Source organism: Kitasatospora cinereorecta, from assembly GCF_024172095.1.
GTDB classification, from domain to species: Bacteria; Actinomycetota; Actinomycetes; order Streptomycetales; family Streptomycetaceae; genus Kitasatospora; species Kitasatospora cinereorecta.
Genome location: NZ_JAMZDX010000009.1, coordinates 359,741 through 381,526 on the forward strand (window position 1 = coordinate 359,741; position 21,786 = coordinate 381,526).

The following is a 21,786-nucleotide window of genomic DNA, read 5'->3' on the forward strand; positions in this document are numbered from 1 at the left end:
GTGGCCCGGTGTCATCCGTTTTCGGCCCGCACCGCGTCTAGGGGGCATGAGAATGACGAACAGCCCGGATCCGGAACGGCCGGCGTTCGATGCGTTCGTGGCGGCGCGGTACCAGGCGCTGCTGCGCGCCGCGTACGTGATCACCGGGAACGTGCACGACGGAACCGATCTGCTGCACGATGCGCTGGCCAGGGTTTACGCCCGGCGTTCCCTGATCAGGGACGCTGCGGCCACCGAAGCGTACGTGCGCAGGGCCATGGTGCGCGCGCACATCTCGCGCTGGCGCAGCCTCGGACGGGAGACGCCGACCGCGCAGCCGCCCGAGTTTGCGGCGCCCGAGCCGGCCGAATGGGATCCGCAACTGGGAGCGGCGATGCGTCGGCTGCCGCCGCGTCAGCGCACGGCGGTGGCGCTGCGGTACTACGCGGACCTGCCGATGGCGCAGGTCGCGGATGAGATGGGCTGCTCGCTCGCTACCGCCAAGACACATCTGGCCCGGGCGATGAAGGCGCTCCGGCAGGACTTGGCGCAGGACAGGCAGGACAGGGAGGCGATCAGCGTTGGTGGATGACAGTGATTTCGAGGGGCGACTGGTGGCCCGGCTGGGCGGACTCGCCCAGGGCGTCGGGATGGTCGGCGGGGTTCCGCTGGAGCAGGTCAGGGCCGCGGGCCGGCGTCGCGTGCGGCGAGTGCGGGGAGCGTGGGCCGGTGCGGTGCTGATGGTGGGAGCCGTCTGTACGGGCGCGCTGCTGCAGTTGCCCGGCGGGACGACCGCGCGCGAGGCGGCCTCGGTCGGGGTCGGGCAGGCGGAGGCCTACCAGATCCCACCGCAGGACTGCAGTTACGACGGCCTGTTGATGAGGGGCGCGAGCGGACGGCCTGTCGCGTCGCCGGGGGCAGACGTCACCATGGTCACACCCGAACCCGCCGAGTTCGTGGCGGTCCAGCTGGCCACGGCTGTGGACAAGCTGGGTGAGCAGTACCCGGACAACTTCCGCGGCACCTGCTGGGACGGGCCCAAGCGGACCGTGTACGCGCTGCGGACGCAGGGCAGCGGCTTCGACGCCAAGGCAACGGCGCTGGCGGCCGAACGGCCGGGCGTGACGCTGAAGCTCGTCGACCAGTGGCCGTGGGAGGCGAAGAAGTAGCAACCACAGGGCGGTGCTGTCGCCCGTACCGGCCCGGCCGTTGTAGCCCCTTACTGCGGCCGGGCCCGCCCGCCGAGACGCTGCAGCGCCTGGCAGCCGGCCCCAGGACCGACCCGGTCAAGCTGAACGGACTGCGGTACGCCGTCTGAGTGGCGGCGGGGTTCGGCGGGATGGCGGGGTGGGCAGAGCCTGCGACATGACGACACCCATCACCAGGCGTCGCCGCCGTCGGCGCCGCCCGTCCGCGCCCACCCCGCCCGCGCCCGCCTTCCCGGTTCGCGCCGGATGGCCGCCGGCCCCGGCCCGGTCGGGCAGCGCAGGGTGCTGCCGGACCTGGGCCAGCGAGCACCTGACCCCGGGCGGGGTGGTCGTCCGCACCACCTGGCACGAGCCGGCCTGCCCGGCCTGGGCCCGGCGGTGACCGCCGGCACGGTGGCCGGGCCGTGGAGGGTGTCGTGCTGACCCGCGATATGTGCCCGTCCGCGGGGGCGGGTGGGCCGTCGTGACTTTGCCGGCGGCAAGGCCGACAGTGGAGGTGTGGGGGTTGCGGCGAACGAGATGATCATCATGGAATACAGCCGGAGCGAAGTCATCGCCACACTGCAGAGAGCCGGATACTCGGAGGAGGCGGAGGAGGCGCTGCACGAGCTGCCCGACCCCGTCGATCAAGACCGCCTCGCGGCCTGGGGCCAAGAACACGGAATAACCAGAGACGGGCTCATCAGCCGGATGGGCGGCAGCCCCTGAGCGCGGAGCCAACCGATTGGGCCGTGTCTCATAAATGATCACGTGCGTGCTCCAGAACCTGGTGGAACCGGGTCGCATGTGGCAGCGAACCACGCGTTTCTGGAGGCATCGTGGCGGGACCAGCAGTTGGGCTGTGGCTCTTCGAGCCTTGCCGCTTCGAGGATGTCCTGACCGGGCGTGGTCCCGTGGCTGGAGACCTTCTGTGAACCGATCGCGACCGCGGCTGGCGGCGATCTGGGCTTCTGGGTGCGAGACGCTTCACTCCTGAACGGCCCATCCGCAGCCAAAGGCCAAGCCGCAGGATTCGGCACCTACGACCACAGCAACCAGACCCTCGCAGCCGGCATCCCCACCGGCTGCGCCCCCGGAGACATCGTCATAGCAGCGATCGGGAGCAACACCGGCTCCGCCCCCGTCCTGCCACCAGGTTGGCAGCGAACGCCCGAAGTCCAACTGTCCTCCTACCGTCTGACCATCGCCTTCCGCCGCGCCACCGACCACGACGGCTGCACCCTCAGCGGCACTAGCCAGGCCCAATGGGAAACAGCACTCGTCAGCCTCGGGACTGACGGCCCGTCCCCTAACCGCTAAGAAGCCATTGCCATACAGGTCGAGGCACCTGCCGATCGAACGGACACCTTTCCGGTGCCCCGGTCCGTTGGGTGCAGCTGGCGGTCGCCGACCGTCACCGATGCCTTCTCGTACGCCTCGCTGCTCTCTCGTCCGGTGTCCAGAACCGCTGCTCAGCCGCGCGGACCACCCGAGGAAAGCATTCGGATCGAGCGGCCTTCGAACGAGGGATCTACCGAACGTTCGGCTGGTGGCGTGGTAGCGCTCCGTCGATTTGGCATGTACTGTGCGTGTCGGTGAGTGCGCAAACGAGCGGGCCGCCTTTGCTCTCCGTGGGGGGAGTGCTGGGGCGGCCCGGTGCCTTGCCTGGGCCCGGCCGTGCACTCCGTGGGGGGAGTGCCGGTTGGGCCTTTCTCACTGCCTCTGTTCTACCCGCTGGTATCTGGATCCATACCGCGCGCGACGTTCGAGTGTTGTCGCCTGGAGTATCCGGATGTGGCGCCGCGTCAGACCCCCGCTGTCGGCTCCACGAACCTGCACGCACCGGGATGTGGCCCGGGAGCCCTCCTCGGTTGACGGCGGCGGGGCAGCCCCTTCCCGCGCCCAGCCCGAGCCGGCCCGAGGGGCCGGTCACCTCCAGCACCAACGCGGCCCCCGGCCACGGCGTCGGGGAGACCAGCGCGCAGCGGTGCCGCCGCAGCCGCGCCGCGAGGCGCTGCGCCAGGTGCGGGGTGAGCGTGCCGTCTGCCGGCGGGGTAGTGGAGTCCCGACGGGTTCGTGGTTGGGCCTGGGGCAGGGTAGGTCAGCATTTCAGCAGGTAGATGGCGTGTATGGGACTTTCACTCGTTGGTGTGGGATTCGCGTATAAACTCACAGATTCCAGGAGTTACTGCCCTAATCTGCGGATCTGTGGAGGATTCCGGTACTCGGCGGCTGGCGTTGGTCAGTGCCAGTCCTGCCCCAGATGGGCCAGGGCTCATCGGTGACGGTCTGGTCGAGCCTGGTCTTGCCGATGTTGTGACGCTTCAGCGGCGGGCCGCGGCCGGGGTGTCGGCGGACGACGAGCAGGCGTTCTTCGTGGACACGATGGCGGAGTACTGCTGGGCCCGGGATGTCGCGGGTTTGGCGCCGTCAACGCTGGAGCGGTTGCTGCGTCCGGTCGAGGAGGTCTGCGGGTTCTATGACCTCGTGCCGTGGCACCTGACACCGCGCCATCTGGACCTGTACTTCTCGGGTGCCGGGAAGCGTGCGGCGTCGACCGTGCGTGGCAAGGTCTCGACGATCGACGCGTACTTCGCCTTTCTGGAACAGCGGTACGCCGGGGAGATCGCCCGGAGGTTCGGTGTGGCGGTCGAGTCGCCGGTCGACCCGTTCAACCGGCCGCGGCACCGCGGGGACTTCGGACTGCGGATCCCGCCGTCGCGGCGGGCGGTGCAGGAGTTCTTCGCGTCGTGGCGCCAGGCCCTGCCCGGCGCGCGGAAGTGGCCGGTTGCGGCGCGCGACTACGTGATGGCGAAGCTCGCCTACATCTCGGGGGTTCGGGCGGCGGAGCTGTGCGGGGTGCGGATCGGGGACGTGCACTGGGAGCTGGGCCAGTGGGGCCGGTTCGTGGTGAAGGGCAAGGGTGCGCACGGGTCGGGGCCCCGGGAACGGGAGGCGTACCTGTTCGCGGAGGGCCGGGAGCTGCTGTGGTGGTACGTGGAGGAGGTACGCGGGGAGTTCTGCGACGACCCGCTCGACCCCCTCGCACCGCTGTTCCCGTCCGAGCGAATGCCGACGGCGGTGGCGGCGCTGAACGTTGCGGTGGCGCCGGCACTCGGCCCGGACGCCTTCCGCCGGGCGTTGAAGAACGCGGCCCAGCTGCACCTGCACGGTCCGGTGCGGGAGCTGTTCCCGCATCTTCTGCGGCACGCGTGCGCGACCCACAACTACGAGGCGGGGATGCCGTTGTGGGATGTGCAGCGGATTCTCGGACATGTCTGGGCCAGTACCACGGTTCGTTACGTGTCGTCGGTGAAGGCCGACCCGGAGACGACGAGCCTGGAGTCCTCGCGCCGGGCGGTGCGGCGGTTGAGCGGAGAGGTGTGACGGTGAAGTGGAATCTGCGCTGGGTGGCGGCCCAGCGGGACATCTGGCGGCCGACCCAGCTGCTGGTGGCGTTCCAGGAGGTGGGCTTCAACCCGTCGCTGAGCAAGGTCGCGGCGCTGTGGAGCGGGAAGCCGGTCACCGTGCGCCTGGACGACCTGGACCTGATCTGCGCGGCGCTCGGGTGCACGGTGGCGGACCTGATGGTCGCCGAACCCGCGGCGGCGCCGGCCGCGAAGCCCGAGGCCCCGGCGCGGGCCGCGGGGGCAGGTGCCGCCGGACCGGTGCCGAGGGCCGTGGGCGGTCGGCGTTCGCTGCCGCCGAACTAGGGAGCCGTCGGTGGGAGGGTTCACGTCGACGCTGGTCGACACGTGTGTGCGGTGTGGTGGCTGGGGGCTGGTGCGGGCCAGCGGGATCTGCCTGCCGTGTGGGTTCTGGCGGCCGACAAAGCGCTCGGTCGGGCGGTGCTGCCGGTGCCGTCACGCCGAGGAGACGCGGCTGAACATGGACGGGGTGTGCAGGCTGTGCTCGTTGGAGGCGAGGTTACATCCGGACAGTGACTGGGTGGCGGCGTTCCGCGCGGGTCGGCCGCTTCCGGTGCGGCACCTGCAGCTGTCCCTGGTAGTGCCACCAGGAACGGTGCTCGCCCGTACTCCGCCGCTCAGTCACCGAAACGCCTCGGCCTACTCCAGGGACTCCTGGGGCCAGCCGCCGGCGGACGACCCGAGGGTCTGCACCCCGCAGATCACCGGCCAGCTGCCCCTGCCCCTGGCGCGGATGCGCCGGGTCTTCCTGTATCCGCACGCGAACCGGATCGCTGGCCGTGACCTTCCCGGCGCTGAACTGGTGGAGCGGATCGCCCGCGAGCTGCACGCTGAACTCGGCAAGGGCGACTTCTGGAAGGTGACGGTCATTCGCCACGCCCGTCTGGCCCTGGCCACCCGCGAGGCTGGCGAGGACCTGGTTGATGTCCGCGTGCTGCCCGACCTGCCCGACCTGAGCGCCGCCGTCGCCCAGGTGCTTGACCGGGCCGGGCTCCTCACCCGCCGAATCGGCGTCACCGCGCCTCGCTATCGTCCCTACGCAGAGGGTCGTGTCGTTCCGCACCGGGTGCTGCGCAAGACCAGCTGCCGGATCTGCCTGGCGTGGGGCGGCGACCACCGGCCTGTGTGCGACCGCTGCCAGCACTGGCGGCGCAAGTTCCCCGCTGGCCGCTGTGAGCGGTGCCATCGCGACGGCCTCCCGTTGAAGGACGGTCACTGCCGCTTGTGCCACGTGGTTCTGGCCGAACACCACGGCGACGGCGAGCCCGTCGATCAGCTCTGGTTCGGCGGACCGAACATGCCCGCCCTGTGGCTCCCCGCCTCACAGCTCCGCCCGCAGGACAGGAAGACCGGCCGCAGAGAGGCCAAACGGCGAGCCGAACGCGCCCGCCGCCAGATGACGCCCCCGTCCCCACACCTGGTCGACCCGGATCAGGACGAACTGTTCCCGCCGCCGCCGCGCGACTGGGCCCGCGTCAAGGACCGCCCGCTGCCCGCCCTCACCTCCGAGGCCGAGCGGCTGGTCGAGGATTACCTGGTGTACGGCCGCGAGCGGAACTGGTGGCCCTCCGGCCACGACCACCACGACGTGCAGACCCTGCGCCTGGTCGTCGCGCACCTCGGCGCCCTCGCGCCACTCCACGAGGTGGACATCCGCTCCGCCGCCGACCTCAAACGTGCCTGGCACGCCCGACGCACCCTGTACTTCCTCGCCGAACGAGGCCTGCTCACCCGCGCCCCAGGAACCGGCCGCGACCGCGACGAAATCGCCGTCGACCGGCTTACCGGACAGGTCCCCTCCGCGTTCCGGGACGACGTCCACTGCTGGACGCAAGTCCTGCGCGGCGCGGGCCGCTGGCCCTCGCCCGCCCTGCCCTGGACGACCATCCGCGGCTACCTCACCAGCGCCCTGCCGACCCTGACCATCCTCGCCACTACACACACCTCGCTGCGGGAGATCACCCCCGACCACCTCAGCGAGGCGATCGGCGCCCTACCCGAACACCGCGCCCGCACCGTGCAGCCCGCCATGCGCTCCCTGTTCCGAGCGCTCAAACGCGAACGGCGCGTCTTCCGCGACCCGGCCCGTACCCTCACCCTCCCGATGCCGCAACGCCTGCCCCGTCCGCTGCCCGCCGACCGCCTCGCCGGACTGCTGGAACGCGCCGCGACCCCGACCGCGAAGACCGTCCTCGCCCTCACCGCGATCCACGCAGTCGGATCCGAACAGATCCGCCACGCCCGCCTCGACCACCTCGACCTCGCCGGCGGCCGCCTCCACCTCCACCACGGAGGCCCCCGCCGGACCGTGATCCTCGACGAACTCACCCTCACCCTCATCCGGCAAATGCTCCACGAGCGCCACCACCGCTGGCCGCTCTGCCCCAACCCCCACCTGATCGTCAGCCAGATCACCGCCGCCGACCCCACCGGCCCACCCGCCTGCTCAGGCTTCTTCTACGACCTCTACACCGCCACAGGCACCCCTGCCGGGCGCCTGCGCCGCGACCGCGTTCTCGACGAGGCACACCACACCGCGGACCCCGTCCACCTCATGCGCATGTTCGGGATCTCCGTGGCTACTGCCGTCGCCTACACTCGCGCTGCCCATCCCGAACGCTTCGGGGCCGACCCCGCACAGCCGTAGCCGCTGTGGCGGATGCTGGGCGACGAGTAGTTCCAAAGTCGGTCGGTGAGCGGGTGATAGGTCGGCCAGTGGTCCGGTTGTGCCAGATCGCGCAGGTCATCGCCAATAGCCGCTGGCCGACGCGTGCACCGACACCCTCGATGGCGCCATGATCGGCGCGGCCTTCCGGCCGCAGCCCAGGACAATCCTGTGGTTGCCGATGGCGAGCCCTCATCCGTCAAATTCGGCCGATCTTTCGATCAGGTCGGACAGCCATTTTGGAGGGCTCTCGATCTGCCTGATGAAGTTATGAAATCTAGCCCTGTCGCTGTCGAGCAGATTGAGGATCGTCACCTCCGCTCTCGATGGCGCCGCGGCGTCTCTGTACAGTTGCCAAAGTCCCGTGCGTGCAGCGTTCGCGCACGCGGCGTCGAGTTCTTCGTCTTCCCCGCACAGGCATCGCCAGATGGTGTTCAGAAGCTCGTGGCGCGCTGCAGGCTGGAGCTCCTCACCCAAGGCGGCCACCATCACCGAGACGGCGACCGGCGTGACCTCGAAAAGAAGTGGCGCGCGTTCAACATGCCCAGAAAGGCTGGGTAGAAAATAACTATCCGAGGTTGCCGAGATTATCGTTCGCAAAAAATTGGCCAGATGCCCCGCCGGGCGGCCACACCCGCAAGTATATGAGTTCCAGTCGATTCGGTCGATTTCCATCAGTGACAGTCTCAATTAATCCGCCTTGGTAATCGATGTCGCTGCCGCATGCCGACAAATCGCAAGGGAGCTTAGCCTCGATCTTGCATGACGGCTCGTCAGCTCGGCTGGCGGGCCGTTTCTGCTTGTCCGAGCCGGGTCTTCTGCCTGTAGGAATGCCGAGGGCCCGACTGGCGCGTCGGGTGGGCGCCGGGTTCCACGACTCCGGAAGTACCGCTGCTCGTTGGGATGGGGCGATGTCGCTGGTCAGCCAGGGTCCGGCAGGGTGTGCAGGCGGGCGAACGCGCTGGTGATCGTGCCGGTCCAGGGCCAGTGGCGGGCCAGGCGGAGGTAGCTGCGGCGGCCGGTGGTGACGAGCTGGGCGGCGGCGGAGAACAACCGCAGCCGCATGCGCTTGGGCTCCCACCGACGAACGTCGCCTGCCAGCGCGAGCATGGGCATCCAGGCGAGCAGGTCGAGCGCGAGCTGGACGATCTCCAGCCAGACCTGGTTCTGGGCGGCATCGTGGAGGGGCAGGTTGCGCAGGCCGGTGTCGCGGGCGGCGCGGATGCGGTCCTCGGCCCGGGCCCGCCGGCGGTGCCGCAGCTCCAACCGCGCGATTGGGACGCCCGTGGTGTTGGTGGCGAAGCAGGTCAGGCGCATGCCATCGGCGTCGGTGAAGCGCAACTGGGCGCCGGGGTGGGGCCGTTCCTTGCGGACGATCAGCCGCATCCCCTTCGGCCAGCCCGTGAGGACGTCGCCGGCGAGTTCGGCGACCCAGGCGCCGTCACGGACCTTGCCGCCGGGTTCAACGGCCGGCGTCCAGGCCGGGGCCGGGATCTTCAGCACGGCCTGGTGAACGGCGTCGGTGATGGTCATCCCGACCGAGAAGGACAGCCATCGGCCGCGTGCGGTGAGCCAGTCGAGGAAGTCGTGGGTGCCGCCGGCGGAGTCGGTGCGGATCAGGGTCCGGCGCCCGCGCCGGTATTTCTTCGGCAGCTGGGCCAAAGCCAGGCGGGCCGCTTCGATGTGGTCGGCGGCCGTGTTGCTGCCCGCGTTCCCCGGCCGCAGCAGCCCGGCGACCGGTTCCCCGGAGCCCTCGCGGCCGTGGTCGACGAACGCGAACAGCGGGTGATGGCCGAACGTCTTCTTCCAGGTCTTGGCCGCGTCCTGCTTCTCTGAGTGCGCGAGGACCAGCACTCCGTCGATGTCCACGACCACCTCGCCACCCGCGTCCGGGGCCGCCTCGCCCGCCAACCGCCAGACCCGCTCGCGGACTTCGGCCCGCGCCCGCCGGATCGCCGCCAGTGGACGGGATCCGGCCGCGGCGAGGGTGTCGACCAGGCGGGAGACTGTCGGGTCGGAGGCCACCGGTCCGAACACCGGGGGCTCGGCCCGCAGCATCGCGACATCGGCCAGGCAGTCCCCGCCAAGCGCCACCGCGAGCGCGAGGTCCAGCAGGATCTTGCCCGGGTCGTGGACCGCCCGGGCCTTGCGCCACGGCGCCAGTGCCGCCGATATCGCCGTGTCCAGCCCTGCCTTGCGGGCGGTCTCGACCAGAAGCACAGCGCCGGACTGCGAGACCACCCCGCGACCACCGCCCTCGACGCGGACACGCGGGTATGACCCGATACGCTTACTCACCTGGGAAGTGCCTCCGACGGGCGCGGGAACAAGGGCCTAGACAATCCTTATTCTCGCTGGTCAGAGGCACTTTCTGCTTTGCTGACCACCTGCCGGACAGTCAGCTTCGTGAAAGCGCGAGGTTAGAGCAGATCGGCCGTCGACCTGTAACCGCGGCATGGTGACGCCTCGTCACCACAGCGGGCCGACCAAGCAGCGGACCCGATCAACCATGACAGCGCCCGCAACCGGCTGGTCCTCGGCCCCGCCTACTGGGACTGGCCCTCCGGTTCGACGTGATGGTGGCACGAGAATCTGCGAACCTGTCGGCTTCCGTCGAGGACTACCTCGACCTCCTCGGCGCCCGCTGCCGCGACCTCCCCCAACTGCGCTCCACCTTCGCCGAGCTCCTCATCAACTGCGCCGCCGACCAGGAACCCTTCGAACTCGACGAGCAGTACCGCGTCCAGCGCTTGCTGGAACGCCTGGCCACCCCCGTCCCGGCGGGCCACTGCCCGGTCTGTGCCCAGGCGATGCCGCCGGCCTCCATCGGCCGCGCCCGCCGGTACTGCACCGACTGGTGCGGCGACCTGGTCCCCAAGGCGTGCATCCCCGGCGACCCGCAGACCCTGGGCGCCGAGAAGTTCGCCGCGCTCGGCAACCTGCGCTCCCACCTGGCCGAGGGCACCACCGGCACGCCGCTGCCGCTACCAGCCGTCCATCACCCGGACGTCGCCGGAGATGGCGAAGCGGCGGCAGGCGAGGATCTCGGCGGTGGTGACCCGCCGCCTCCGCCCCCGCCGCCCCACTTGATGGCGGAGATCAGTCAGCCGGCGGCGAAGGGCACGGGGATGTCGTACTGGTGGCGGGCCTGGTGGGCGATCAGGCCGTAGGTAGCCTCCGAGACCTCCACCGGCTGAGTCCCGGGTCTGTTGCCAGACCCGGGACCCCGGAGCACTGCCTCAGAGCGCGATCAGGAGATCGTCCACTGCTGGAGCGGGGAGTTGGTGTTTCGTTCCTCGGTCACCAGGGAGCCGTTCTTGGCGTACGCCGTGGTCAGCAGCAGTCCCGAGGAGCTGTTGGCGATGGTGTAGGCGCCCGAGGGCAGCTGGGCGACCGTCCAGTGCCTGATCGTCGCACCGGTGCAGGGGTCCTGGAACACCGGGGTACCTGGGACGGGGGCCTTCCAGCCGTTGTCGTCCAGACACAGCTTCGAGGAGCCGTTGGCGATGGTGTACGACCCGTCCGGCTGCTGGGTGAACACCCACTTCTGGTTGCTGCCACCGTTCTTGACCCAGGTGATCAGCTGCTCCCCGTGGACCCTGGAGGAGCGCGGGTCGTCCAGGGCGAACCCGCCGGAGACCGTCAGCACGTGCGTGCCGTTCAGGTTACCGCCGCCGTGGTTGACGATCGGGTGCGAGATCGCGCAGAAGTCGGTGTCGTTGGACCACGAGGCCTGCTCGGCGTAGCTGCCGAACGGGCCGAAGTTCACGTTCTGCGCACCGCCGGCCCGGCCGGGCGCGATCCAGGCGCACTCGTCCGAGTTCTCGTAGTCCTTGGTCCCGCCGTGGGTGCCCGGGTTGACCCACCCGGTGCTCGGGTAGGGGTCGGACATCATCTCGTGCCACTCGTGGCCGAGCGTCATCGTGTACCCGTCGAGCGCGCCCGCCGCACCGGCGTTGACCCAGTTCTTGCCACAATCGTCCACGTCGACGTTGTAGGGCTGGTTGCTGAACGCGATGTCGTTGCCGTAGGCGGACGGCGCCGCTCCGCCGGGCAGGTTGACCGCGTCGTTGTTCCAGTCGTGCCACGCGCAATACCCGGTCTTCGGGTCCTTGTAGCCGTCCGGGTTGGTGCCGTGCGGCGACATGATCACGTAGTACGCGTTGCGGTTGCTCGCCGCGGTGGTGTTTCCGAAGTGCCCGGCGGCCTTGTTCGCCTCCAGAGCCAGGCCGTGACCGTTGACGTTCTCCGGCTCGGGCGCAGCGTTGTCGTACCACACACCGGCCAGCACACCACCGGCCTGATAGGGGACGAACTGCGAGGCCGGCAGGTTCGCCGGGCACGCGAGCGCACCCTTCGCCACCCCCTTGCCATCGCACCACTGCGTCAGGTCCGCCGACCAGGTCTCACCATTGGTGCCGATGCCCTTGAACATCTGCTGCGCCGCACTGGCCACACCGGCCGGGTCCCCGGAGAACTTGGCGTTGCCGTTGGCGTCGGTGCTCCGCTTGCCCCACTGGTTTCCGTAGAAGACCAGGTACACCTTGGTCTTCGCCCCGCTCATGACGCCCGCGCCACCGATACCGCCGTTGTAGGCGAGCGTCTTTGCGTCAACGTCAGGTGCCGCAGCCCGGGCGGCGGCGTGCGCCGTACGAGCCTGGGCGGCCTGCCCGACCGTCGCCATGACGCCCGCCCGGTGGACGGGTGCGGCAGTGCTGTCCGCCGCCTGGGCGGCACCACCGGCGGCGGTCGCGGACGTGGCCACGCTCATCAGGAGCGCGGTGGCCATGCCGAGCATGGCCGCGCCACGTATCGTCGTTTGCTTCACTGAGTGATTCCCCTCTGAACCGTTGTGCGGTCCATCCCAGAGATTGATCAGCACGATTGTGCTGCGGCGAAATTAGAAGTCGTGGCAGGTGCCCGTCAAGGAGAAAACCTGGAAATCCATGCAGTGAGAACGTCGAAACATGCCGGAAACATAAACCGGGATCGGGGGCGTGTGAAATTAATTCGGAGGACGCGCGAAATTAATTCGGATGAGGCGCGGCGCCAACCAGAACGAGAACGCCGGCCCAGCCATCGGAGCGATTGCGGCGAACCTCATCCACCGGCCTTCCCACGTGGTCCCGTGTGTGGGTTCGGGAATGGGTGAGGGGAGACACGTCTTCGTGAAAGTCGTAAGCCGGCCTGATGGCCGCTCAGTCGGCTGCCGGCGCTCGCTGTTCGGGCACCAGGAGGAGGGCCTGGAGGCCATCGTGCGGGGCTTGACACCGCGGCCGGGGCACTCCGCCCCGAACGGGCTGCGGGTGACGGTGCAGATAGCCACCGATCCCCGGAAAGTTGTACGTGGCGGCGGTGGCCGGCCATCAGCTGGTGCCCCGCGGTGTGGTGCTGGTCGTGGTGCCGACGCTGGATCTGCTGGTGCAGATGATCGGCTCGTGGCGGGCCGCCGGCCGCGGGGCGGGCCCGTTTGGCACCCGCGGGCGCGTCGTGAACCGTCCGCTCCAGGGCCGGACGGGAGGAATTGAAGGCGGGAAGTCAATGGTGGTGCGCGTCGGGGGAGCGGCAGTGATGTGGCGTCAGTGTTCTGGCAGTGGTTGAGATCCTGTTTCTGCTGGTCGGCTGCTCGGTATCGGCTGTTGTGGTTTGTCGTTTGGGTGCTGTCATTGTTGTCGTTTGTGCTGGTCGTGGTGGCTGTCGCCCGGTATGGATGGCCGGGGTCCCGGTGCGTTCCTGATAAGGGGCTCGGCCGGGTTAGTGGAGGGGATTTTATCTCGGGTTGGTGTCCGCATGGGGCGTGTGGCGGGATTCCCGCACGGCGGGTTTCTGGCACAGCCAGCCGGGGTCGGACCGGTGGAATGTTGGCAGGAAATTCGTGGGCCCGCACCCTTTACGAAAGGCGGGATTTCTGGCGGGTGATGGCCGGAAGCGGCACCCCGATTCTGGCGGGATCCCCTTACACCTAGCCTCGATCTTGCATGACGGCTCGTCAGCTCGACTGGCGGGCCGTTTCGGCTTGTCCGGGCTGGGTTTCCGGCTCAAGAGACGCCGAGGGTTCGACTGTCGCGTCGAGTGGGCGCCGGGTTCCACAGCTCCGGAAGTGGTCCCGATGTTCGCCGGGATGGGGTGATTTCGCTGGTCAGCCTGGGTCCGGCAGGGCGTGCAGGAGCGCGAACGCGCTGGTGATCACTTCGGTCCAGGGCCAGTGGCGCGCGAGTCGGAGGTAGCGGCGGCGGCCGGTGGTGACCAGTTGGGCGGCGGCGGAGAACAGCCGCAGCCGCATACGCTTGGGTTCCCACCGTCGGGCCTGGCCGGTCAGGGCGAGCATGGGCATCCAGGCGAGCAGGTCGAGCGCGAGCTGGATGATCTCCAGCCAGATCTGGTTCTGGGCGGTCTGGTGGAGGGGCAGGTTACGCAGGCCGGTGTCGCGGGCGGCGCGGATGCGGTCCTCGGCGCGGGCGCGCTGGCGGTGCCGCAGCTCCAGGTGCGCGATGGGGGTGCCGGTGGTGTTGGTGGCGAAGCAGGTCAGGCGCATGCCGTCGGCGTCGGTGAAGCGCAACTGTGCGCCAGGGTGCGGCCGTTCCTTGCGGACGATGAGCCGCATCCCCTTCGGCCAGCCTTTGAGGACATCGCCGGCGAGTTCGGCGACCCAGGCGCCGTCGCGGACATCGCCGCCGGGTTCGACGGCTGGGGTCCAGCCGAGGCCGGGACTAGGAGCACGGCCTGGTGGATGGCGTCGGTGATGGTCATCCCGACCGAGTAGGACAGCCACCGGCCGCGGGCGGTGAGCCAGTCGAGGAACGTGTGGGTGCCGCCGGCGGAGTCGGTGCGGATCAGGGTACGGCGTCCGCGCCGGTACTTCTTCGGCAGCTGGGCCAGCGCCGTGTGGGCCGCTTCGATGTGGTCGGCGGCGATGTTGCTGCCTGCGTTGCCCGGCCTCAGCAGCCCGGCGACCGGTTCGCCGGACCCGCCCGGGCCGTGGTCGACGAACGCGAACAGCAGGTGATGGCCGAACGTCTTCTTCCAGGTCTTGGCGGCGTCCTGCTTCTCGGAGTGCGCGAGGACCAGCACTCCGTCGATGTCCACGGTCACCTCGCCGCCCGCGTCCGGGGCCGTCTCGCCGGCCAACCGCCAGGTCCGCTCGCGGACGTCGGCCCGTGCCCGACGGATCGCCGCGAGGGCGCGGGGCCCGGCCGCGGCGAGGGTGTCGACCAGGCGGGAGACGGTCGGGTCGGAGGCCACCGGACCGAACACGGCCGGCTCGGCCCGCAGCATCGCCACATCGGCCAGGCAGTCCCCGGCCAGCACCTGCGCGGCGGCCCGCAGCTCCGCCAGCCACGTCCCGATTGCGGCCGGGGACTGGACAGCCAGCCGGGCACTGAAGCGTTGCCAGGCCGAGGCGAGGGCAAGGGCGTCGGTATCGGTCACACCAGGACCGTAGGGCCGTGCACTGACGGTCGGCCGCCAGGTCGGCTGCAGGACGCTCCGCGTCGCTCGATACTCCCGCCGGCTCGGCCCCGGGCCGGGACACCCACCGGCCGGCCGGACGGACGCGGCCAGGGCGGCCGCCGGCGTGCGGGGGAGGCGGACCCGGCCTTTGACCGCGCCCGGTGGCGCTCCACCGCGTACCTGGACGAGGAGGGGTGAGGAGGACGAGGAGTTCGGCCTGGCCCGGGGCAACCCGGAGGCGATGGTCCGCCTCGTCGCGAAGCGGCCCCACCGTCCCGGGCCTTGACCACCGCGCCCAGCTCACCGACCTGCGCGAGTCCCTCGCGGGCGTGGTCGACGTGCGCCCCACCGACTGCCTGGGCGCCTGCGAGCAGGCCAACGTCATCGTCGTCCAGCCCTCCGCCGAGGGCCGCAGGGCCGGTGGCCGACCCGTCTGGCTCGGCCTGGTCAACGACCCCGATGCCGCCCGCGACATCACCGTCTGGGTCGAGGCGGGCGAGCCCGGCCTCGCCGACCCGCCCGACAGCCTTGACCTGTACGCGTTCAGCCCTTCCCGCCGCGTCCGCCAGCAGATCGGCGGCTGAAGCGGTCCGGCCCGAGGGAGGTCGGGCGCGGCTCGCCAGGTAGGTGCTCCAGTCGCGGCCGATGCGGCGGGTCCACTGGCCGGGGAAGAGCCAGGGCGTGCCGGGCCGTGCCGAGGTGCGGGCGACGGCCGAGGCGGTGACGGCGTGTTCGGCCTGCTGGGCGAGCAGGTGGAACGCCGCCGGACGGAGGGCGGCCGGGTGCTCGCCGAGCCGGATCGTGGGCCTGCTTCCGCTGGTGAGGTGGCGGGTGGTCAGTTCGGTGATGCGTGGGTCGCTGATGCCGTGGAGCAGGGTCGGGCAGCCGGCCGCGCGGACGTCGAGCGGGAGACTGTCGTCGTTGAGGCAGCGGTCCAGAAGGTTCCACCGCTGTTCGGGCGTGGACCATTCCCGGGGCTCGGCTGCGGGCCGGGGCCCGGGACGTCGAGGTGGGTGGTGAGGCCGCGCGGGGTGGTCCACTGGAGGAAGCTGCGGACGGAGCGCCGGGACGGACCGCCGCGCCCAACCGGTCCTCGACGTGGCGCTGGGTGGACGGCGTCGAGGGTGAGGCCGGTCTCGGCCGTCCAGGTGAGGAAGGCGATCACGGACAGCAGGTGGCCGCGGAGACGGGCCAGGCTTCCTTGAGTGAACCGCGTGCGCTCGGCGTGGCGCCGCGCGCCTCGGACGACGCCTCAACGCTGCCGAGCCGGCCGGCCGGCCGGTGGGTGTCCCCATCGACGCCCCCCGCCAGCACCACCGCCGGCGCCGCCAACACGGTGACCACCACCTACACCAACCATGGCACCACCACGCTCAAGGACCTCCAGCTCACCCTGGCGGCGCCCAAGGGCTGGAAGGCCGTCGCGACCTCGCACGACAAGTTCGCCAGCGTCAAGCCCGGCCAGACCGTCACCGCCACCTGGACCGTCACCCCCGCCGGCCGACGCCACCCTCGGCGCCTACTCCCTGCCCGTCCAGGCCACCTACCCGGGCGTGCAGTTGTCCTCCGAAGCCATCGCCCAGCTCACCCTGGCCGCCCCCGCCCCGACGACGACCGCCACGGAGCCGAACGTGTTCCTGGACCGGGGGGCCGAGCGGCCCGACCGAGTGACCCCGTCCAGGAGGCGCGACAACCACATCTGCTGCCGAACGGTCGGCGGGCCGCAACCGGGAACCTCCGTTCCCGGTTGCGGCCCGCCGACCGTTCGGCAGTGCGAACACCCGTGACTCGCCCCGGGGTGACGGGGCGATGATCCATCAGGTACCTAAGGGGTCAGTGTCCCCGCTGCGCCCCCGACTACGGGTACGTATTCCGACCGGCCCTGATTGCCCCGGTGAGGTCCACTACGACACCTTCGGAGCCGTCGTGCACCGACGGCCCCACTCGACCAGGCCCTCGGCGCGGCCCACCCCCACGCTTCACCTGCTCCACCTGCAGAAACCCCCAACACCGGTCCTCCAGGACCTCGCCAAGACCGGATGCCCGTCGGCGGGCGTTCCCCCGCTCCCGCCGCCTTTCCACGACGACCCCCACTGGAAGACATCCACCATGCGACGCCCCACCATCCCGCTCCCTCCTCCCGCGCACTCGCCCGGGCGGCCGTACTCCCCGCCACCGCACTGCTCCTCGCGACGTCCCAGGTCGCGGTCCCGGTCGCGCACGCGGCGACCGACTCCCCGCTCGTCAGCGGCAACCTGCTCAAGGACGCCGGGGTCGAGAACGCGGACCACTGCACCAACAACGGCACCGACACCATGGACATCAACGGCTGGACGATCACCTCCCGGTGCGCCCAACGTGGTCTGCTACGGCGCCAACGACTACCCCGACACCTCGTCACCCGGGCTCTCCGGACCCGCGGCAACCAGTTCTTCGCCGGCGGCGGCGCCGGGGACTCCGGCCTGTCCCAGGCCGTCGACGTGTCGGCGGCCCACACCGCCATCGACCGGGGCGACGTGCCGTTCAGCCCTCTCCGGCTGGCTCGGCGGGTACTGGAACCAGAACGACCGCGTGGGCATGACCGCCACTTTCCTGGACTCCAACGGCGACCAGATCGACTCCTCCGGCATCGAGCCCGTCACCAACGACGACCGCGGCAACACGGGCGGGATGCTCTACCGCGAAGCGACCGGAGACGTTCCCGCCGGCACCCGGACGATCCGCGTCGACCTGAACTTCATCTGGACCGACGGGAAGACCACCGACGGCTACGCCGACGACCTTCCTACCTCGCGATCGGCGCGAAGCTGCCGGCCCCGAAGCCGCCGTCACCAGCGCGAACCTGCTGCAGGACCCCGGGGCCGAGGACGTCGCGCAGTGCTCGAAATACGGCAAGGACGGCATGACTGTCCCCGGCTGGACGATCACCTCCGGTGAGCCGAACGCGGTCTGCTACGGCGCGCCCGACTACCCCGACGCCTCGTCACCGGGCTCGCCGAACCGCGGCGACCAGTTCTTCGCCGGCGGCGGCACCGGAGACTCCGGCCAGTCCCAGACCGTCGACGTGTCGGCGGCCCACACCGCCATCGACCAGGGCGGCGTGCCGTTCAACCTCTCCGGCTGGCTCGGCGGCCTACTGGAAACCAGAACGACCGCGTCGGCATCACCGCCACCTTCCTGGACTCCAGCGGCGAGCCGATCGGCTCCTCCGACATCGCCCCCGTCACCAACGGCGACCGCGGCAACAAGGGCGGCATGCTCCACCGCTCCGCCACCGGAAACCGTTCCCACCGGCACCCGGAAGATCCGCGTGGACCTGGCCTTCACCTGGACCTCCGGCAACACCACCGACGGCTTCGCGGACGACCTCTCCCTCACGATCGGCGCCAACCTGCCAGCACCGAAGCTGACCGCCCCTGCCTCCAAGGTGCCCGGCTTCGACCACGTCTTCGTGGTCTACCTGGAGAACCAGGACTTCGGCGACAATCATCGGCAACAGCGACAAGGCCCCCTACATCAACAGCCTGCTGGACTCCGGCACACCTCGCTGACCCAGTCGTACGCAACGACCCACCCCTCGGACCCGAACTACGTCGCGCTGGCGGGCGGCGGCCCTCTACGGCCTGTACGACAACAGCAGCATCCCGCATCGACGCCCCGCACATCGGCAACAACACCGTCGACGCCCGCCGGCAAGACGTGGAAGGCGTACACGGAGTCCGCCAACGGCAACTGCGACACGAGCTCGCACGGCGACTACTGGGCCGACCAGCTGCCGTTCAACTCCTTCGCCAACATGCGCGACGACACCTCGCCGGACAGCTACTGCGCCCAGCTACGAGCAGCCGCTGACCCGGATGTACTTCCGACCTGAAGTCACACCTCCACCACACCGAACTTCGCCTGGTTCGAGCCGAACGAGTGCCACGACATGGAGGGCTGCGGCACCCGCGCCGGCGACGACTGGCTCAAGAACACCCTGCCCGCCATCTTCAACTCGCCCGCCTGGACCCAGCAGAAGTCCCTGCTGATCCTCACCTTCGACGAGGGCCGGAGCAAGTCCTTCGGCCCCAGCTACCCCAACAAGGTGCCACCATCCTGCTCGGCTCCAAGGGCACCGTGACAGGCCGGCTACGAGGAGCTCGGACCGCACCGACCAGTACGGCCTGCTGCGCACCATCGACCGCGCGCTCGGCCTCCAGCCGCTGACCAACAACGACGCCTACGCGGCCACGGTCAACGACGCCTGGACGCACCCGGCCAAGAACTCCCCGACCAACCCGGTCCCACTCACCGGACCCTCCGCCCGAAACCAGGACTGACGACCGGTGACCCCCGCGGCCCCGGAGCCCGGCTCCGGGGGCCGAACCGCACCCTCCTGCACCAGCTCCACCGGCTCCGCCCGCTCGCCCTGAGGAATCTGTCCTTCGGGTGTCTTCGGGGGCCCTTCCTCAGCTGTCCCATCGTGGGAATCGGTCTTCGGAACGTCCTCGAAGTAGCCGATCGAGGCCGGTGAGTAATTCGGGCCGAGGGTCGGGCCCGGCCCAGTCACAATGGCGACCCCTCCGTACGCAGAAAGCAGCGAACGGTGCGACCGGATCGCGGCCGCCCGATGGCACTGAACAATTCCTCCGTGGCGTGGCGATGAGCCACGACCAGCGTCGGGGCGGCGCCGTCGGGATCTTTTACCTGCCTGGAATCCTCGGACCGGGCCGCGTTCTCGCTCTGCTCGGCGCCGCACGCCCTCCAGGTGAATCGCATGCGCTCCGATCCGGGCTCAGGCTTCCGGCGCGTTTCAAAATTTCCGCCGCGTGACGTTATCGGATCGCTCCTTGACAAGCGCTTCCACGAATCTTAATTTCGCCTCAGCACATTCGTGCTCATCAACCTCTGAAGTGGACCGTACAACGGTTCGGAGGGGAATCGCGCAGTGAAAAGAACGACGATACGCGGCGCGGCCGTGCTCGGCACGGCCATCGCGCTCCTCGTGAGCGCGGCCGCGTCAGCGACCGCCACCGACCGCCACCGGCGGTGCCGCCGATCGCGGACGCCCCGGCTGCACCCGCCCACCGTGCGGGCGTCATGGCGACGGTCGATCAGGCGGCCCGGGCGCGTACGGTGCACGCCGCCGCCCGAGCTGCGGCGGCTGCCCGGCCAGCGGCACCCGTCGTTGGCGACAACACGCTCGCCTACGGCGGCGGCCTCGCTGGCGCGGGCGTCATGAGCGGGGCGAAGACCAAGGTGTACCTGGTCTTCTACGGAAACCAGTGGGGCAAGCGGAGCACCGACGCCAACGGCAACGCCAAGTTCTCCGGCGACCCGGCCGGCGCGGCCGGCGCGGCGCAGCAGATGTTCAAGGGCATCGGCACCAACGGCGAACTCTGGTCCGCGGACCTCACGCAGTGGTGCGACGGCCCGGGGATCGCGACGGGTGCGACCGCGTGTCCGGCGAACCTGCCGGCCTCGCAGTTCGTCCCCTACCAGGCCGGTGGCGTCCTGGCCGGCGTGTGGTACGACAACGCCGCACCCGAGCCGAAGAACGTCGACGGCCACGGCCTGGCCCTGGAGGCGAACAAGGCCGCCGGGCACTTCGGCAACAAGACCGCGGCGAGCAACCGCAACGCGTACTACGTGATCATGTCGCCGCACGGCACCAACCCGGACAGCTACCAGGGCCAGTACTGCGCATGGCACGACTGGAACAACGACGCGGCGAACCTGAACGGTGGGGCGGCGCCGTCCGCCTACGGGAACGACATCGTGTTCAGCAACCAGCCGTACAACCTCGACGTGGAAAGCTGTGGCGAGAACTTCGTCACCGACGGCGCGGCGGGCACCCTCGACGGGTACACGATGACGATCGGCCACGAGTGGCACGAGATGATGTCTGACCCCTACCCGTACGCCGGTTGGGCCAACCCGGGAACCCACGGCGGAACCAAGGGCCAGGAGAACTCGGACGAGTGCTCCTGGATCACCCCCGGCATGGTCGGTGGCGCGGAGCGGGTGAGCTTCGGTGCGTTCGGCAGCTACGCCGAGCAGGCCTCGTGGTCCAACGACACCAACTCCTGCGCGATCTCGCACCCGATCGTCCACCACGGCGGCGGCAACCTGAACGGAACCCACCAGCTGACGGTCGCCGGCGGCTTCGCCCTCGACGACCCGAACTCCTCCACCGTCCCCGGAGAGCGGCCGATCACCTGGATCAAGGACGGCGGCACCAACCAGAACTGGGTCCTCACCCAGCAGCCGGACAAGTCCTACACCATCGCCAACGCCGCCTCCAAGCTGTGCCTGGACGACGGCGGATGGCAGGTCCCCGTCCCGGGTGCCGCGGTCACCCAGGAAGTCTGCACCGGCGCGGCCAACCAGCACTGGCAGATCGCACCACTTCCCTCGGGCGACTACACCATCACCAGCACCAACTCGGGACTGCTCCTCACCACGGACTTCTCCGACAACAACTCCCTGGTCAGCCAGGACCCGAACACCGGCACCCCGCGCCAGCAGTGGACGATCTCCTGATCGCCACCACCAGGCAGCACCCTCGGGCCCCGGGTCCGGGCAACAGACCCAGGACCCGTCCACCCAACCCCGCCCCACTGACCGCCACCTCCACCGGAACGTCCACACCCATCCAGGACTGACGACCGGTCACCTGCACGGACCCCGGAGCCCGGCTCCGGGGTCCGCACCGCACCCTCCTGCACCAGCTCCACCCGCTCCGCGGTGAGGAATCCGTCTTCGGGATTCTTCGGAGCCCTTCCTCAGCTGTCCGGGCATCGTGCGCAGCGGCCTTCGGAACGTCAACGAAGTAGCCGACCGGGGCCGGTCGAGAATCCGCCGCCCGGCGGATTATTCGTCCAGAGAAACAGCTCGCCGAACATTGGCAACCCTTCGTCGCACCACAAGCGGCGACCAGCGTCGGAGCGGTTCCACTGGGGTCTTTCCCCTGCCGGGAATCCCCGGACCGGGCCGGCATTCTCGCTCTGCTCGGCGCCGCACGCCCTCCGGGTGAATCGCATGCGCTCCGATCCAGGCTCAGGCTTCCGGCGCGTTTCGAAAAGCTCACCCTTTG

18 protein-coding genes and 3 pseudogenes are annotated in these 21,786 nt (G+C 70.0%); 14 read left to right on the top strand and 7 right to left on the bottom strand.

Features of this window, described 5'->3' with window-relative positions:
• The first annotated feature begins 52 nt into the window (after nt 1-52).
• From FHR36_RS38985 to FHR36_RS39015, 7 genes are all read left to right on the top strand, one after another.
• Nucleotides 53-571, top strand: coding sequence for a SigE family RNA polymerase sigma factor (locus FHR36_RS38985; protein WP_253804999.1), 519 nt, complete (start codon nt 53-55; stop codon nt 569-571).
• Complete coding sequence (locus FHR36_RS38990; RefSeq protein ID WP_253805000.1) at nt 564-1,148, top strand: hypothetical protein; 585 nt, start codon at nt 564-566, stop codon at nt 1,146-1,148. Before FHR36_RS38985 ends, FHR36_RS38990 begins: the two co-directional genes overlap by 8 nt.
• A gap of 196 nt (nt 1,149-1,344) precedes the next feature.
• The gene (locus tag FHR36_RS38995; RefSeq protein ID WP_253805001.1) at nt 1,345-1,569 is read left to right on the top strand and encodes a hypothetical protein; all 225 of its coding nucleotides are present in this window, start codon (nt 1,345-1,347) and stop codon (nt 1,567-1,569) included.
• A 71-nt stretch (nt 1,570-1,640) separates the two neighbouring features.
• A complete protein-coding gene (locus FHR36_RS39000; protein WP_253805002.1) occupies nt 1,641-1,895 on the top strand; it encodes a hypothetical protein in 255 nt (84 codons plus the stop codon).
• Nucleotides 1,896-3,404: 1,509 nt separating this feature from the next.
• Nucleotides 3,405-4,553: a tyrosine-type recombinase/integrase gene (locus tag FHR36_RS39005; RefSeq protein WP_253805030.1), complete on the top strand. Its 1,149-nt coding sequence runs from the start codon at nt 3,405-3,407 to the stop codon at nt 4,551-4,553.
• A 2-nt stretch (nt 4,554-4,555) separates the two neighbouring features.
• Nucleotides 4,556-4,879: a helix-turn-helix domain-containing protein gene (locus FHR36_RS39010; RefSeq protein WP_253805003.1), complete on the top strand. Its 324-nt coding sequence runs from the start codon at nt 4,556-4,558 to the stop codon at nt 4,877-4,879.
• Between the two features lie 310 nt (nt 4,880-5,189).
• Nucleotides 5,190-7,241, top strand: a complete 2,052-nt coding sequence (locus tag FHR36_RS39015) for a site-specific integrase (protein WP_253805004.1) — start codon at nt 5,190-5,192, stop codon at nt 7,239-7,241.
• 46 nt (nt 7,242-7,287) lie between these two features.
• On the opposite strand, the pseudogene FHR36_RS40545 reads toward FHR36_RS39015, so the two are convergent.
• The 3 genes and pseudogenes from FHR36_RS40545 to FHR36_RS39030 form a co-directional block, all read right to left on the bottom strand.
• Nucleotides 7,288-7,389 (bottom strand): annotated as a pseudogene (locus tag FHR36_RS40545) (IS982 family transposase); the annotation flags it as partial.
• A gap of 62 nt (nt 7,390-7,451) precedes the next feature.
• Nucleotides 7,452-7,934 (bottom strand): hypothetical protein, encoded by a 483-nt coding sequence (locus FHR36_RS39025; RefSeq protein ID WP_253805005.1) that lies wholly within the window; start codon nt 7,932-7,934, stop codon nt 7,452-7,454.
• Between the two features lie 246 nt (nt 7,935-8,180).
• Nucleotides 8,181-9,557, bottom strand: coding sequence for an IS1380 family transposase (locus FHR36_RS39030; RefSeq protein WP_253794585.1), 1,377 nt, complete (start codon nt 9,555-9,557; stop codon nt 8,181-8,183).
• Nucleotides 9,558-9,835: 278 nt separating this feature from the next.
• Here FHR36_RS39030 and FHR36_RS39035 point away from each other — a divergent pair, with 278 nt between their 5' ends.
• Nucleotides 9,836-10,429, top strand: coding sequence for a hypothetical protein (locus tag FHR36_RS39035; RefSeq protein ID WP_253805006.1), 594 nt, complete (start codon nt 9,836-9,838; stop codon nt 10,427-10,429).
• A gap of 80 nt (nt 10,430-10,509) precedes the next feature.
• On the opposite strand, the gene FHR36_RS40220 is transcribed toward FHR36_RS39035, so the two are convergent.
• Nucleotides 10,510-12,087 (bottom strand): RICIN domain-containing protein, encoded by a 1,578-nt coding sequence (locus FHR36_RS40220; RefSeq protein ID WP_253805007.1) that lies wholly within the window; start codon nt 12,085-12,087, stop codon nt 10,510-10,512.
• Between the two features lie 1,311 nt (nt 12,088-13,398).
• A pseudogene (locus tag FHR36_RS39045) lies at nt 13,399-14,687 on the bottom strand (IS1380 family transposase).
• 215 nt (nt 14,688-14,902) lie between these two features.
• On the opposite strand from FHR36_RS39045, the gene FHR36_RS39050 reads away from it, so the two are divergent.
• Nucleotides 14,903-15,292: a (2Fe-2S) ferredoxin domain-containing protein gene (locus FHR36_RS39050; protein ID WP_253804549.1), complete on the top strand. Its 390-nt coding sequence runs from the start codon at nt 14,903-14,905 to the stop codon at nt 15,290-15,292.
• A gap of 577 nt (nt 15,293-15,869) precedes the next feature.
• Here FHR36_RS39050 and FHR36_RS39055 read toward each other — a convergent pair.
• Complete coding sequence (locus tag FHR36_RS39055; protein ID WP_253805031.1) at nt 15,870-16,055, bottom strand: hypothetical protein; 186 nt, start codon at nt 16,053-16,055, stop codon at nt 15,870-15,872.
• Here FHR36_RS39055 and FHR36_RS40495 point away from each other — a divergent pair.
• Together FHR36_RS40495 and FHR36_RS39060 are read left to right on the top strand one after the other, a co-directional pair.
• Nucleotides 16,045-16,521: an NEW3 domain-containing protein gene (locus tag FHR36_RS40495; protein WP_407660906.1), complete on the top strand. Its 477-nt coding sequence runs from the start codon at nt 16,045-16,047 to the stop codon at nt 16,519-16,521. The genes FHR36_RS39055 and FHR36_RS40495 overlap by 11 nt on opposite strands.
• A 764-nt stretch (nt 16,522-17,285) precedes the next feature.
• Nucleotides 17,286-17,645: a hypothetical protein gene (locus FHR36_RS39060; RefSeq protein ID WP_253805008.1), complete on the top strand. Its 360-nt coding sequence runs from the start codon at nt 17,286-17,288 to the stop codon at nt 17,643-17,645.
• A gap of 30 nt (nt 17,646-17,675) precedes the next feature.
• On the opposite strand, the gene FHR36_RS39065 is transcribed toward FHR36_RS39060, so the two are convergent.
• Nucleotides 17,676-18,035, bottom strand: coding sequence for a hypothetical protein (locus FHR36_RS39065; RefSeq protein WP_253805009.1), 360 nt, complete (start codon nt 18,033-18,035; stop codon nt 17,676-17,678).
• On the opposite strand from FHR36_RS39065, the gene FHR36_RS39070 reads away from it, so the two are divergent.
• The 3 genes and pseudogenes from FHR36_RS39070 to FHR36_RS39080 all read left to right on the top strand — a co-directional run bounded on the left by FHR36_RS39070 (nt 18,019) and on the right by FHR36_RS39080 (nt 21,233).
• Complete coding sequence (locus FHR36_RS39070; RefSeq protein ID WP_253805010.1) at nt 18,019-18,582, top strand: hypothetical protein; 564 nt, start codon at nt 18,019-18,021, stop codon at nt 18,580-18,582. The genes FHR36_RS39065 and FHR36_RS39070 overlap by 17 nt on opposite strands.
• Before the next feature lie 27 nt (nt 18,583-18,609).
• Nucleotides 18,610-18,831, top strand: a pseudogene (locus FHR36_RS39075) (hypothetical protein); the annotation flags it as partial.
• Nucleotides 18,832-19,790: 959 nt separating this feature from the next.
• Nucleotides 19,791-21,233: an RICIN domain-containing protein gene (locus FHR36_RS39080; RefSeq protein WP_253804552.1), complete on the top strand. Its 1,443-nt coding sequence runs from the start codon at nt 19,791-19,793 to the stop codon at nt 21,231-21,233.
• Nucleotides 21,234-21,786 lie beyond the last annotated feature (553 nt).

What these genes read in the sequence shown, in the direction of transcription:
- FHR36_RS38985 (WP_253804999.1), top strand. Translation starts at nt 53, where the DNA reads ATGACGAACAGCCCGGATCCGGAACGGCCGGCGTTCGATGCGTTCGTG.
- FHR36_RS38995 (WP_253805001.1), top strand. Translation starts at nt 1,345, where the DNA reads ATGACGACACCCATCACCAGGCGTCGCCGCCGTCGGCGCCGCCCGTCC.
- FHR36_RS39025 (WP_253805005.1), bottom strand. Translation starts at nt 7,934, where the DNA reads ATGGAAATCGACCGAATCGACTGGAACTCATATACTTGCGGGTGTGGC.
- FHR36_RS39035 (WP_253805006.1), top strand. Translation starts at nt 9,836, where the DNA reads ATGGTGGCACGAGAATCTGCGAACCTGTCGGCTTCCGTCGAGGACTAC.
- FHR36_RS39060 (WP_253805008.1), top strand. Translation starts at nt 17,286, where the DNA reads ATGACCGCCACTTTCCTGGACTCCAACGGCGACCAGATCGACTCCTCC.
- FHR36_RS39080 (WP_253804552.1), top strand. Translation starts at nt 19,791, where the DNA reads ATGGCGACGGTCGATCAGGCGGCCCGGGCGCGTACGGTGCACGCCGCC.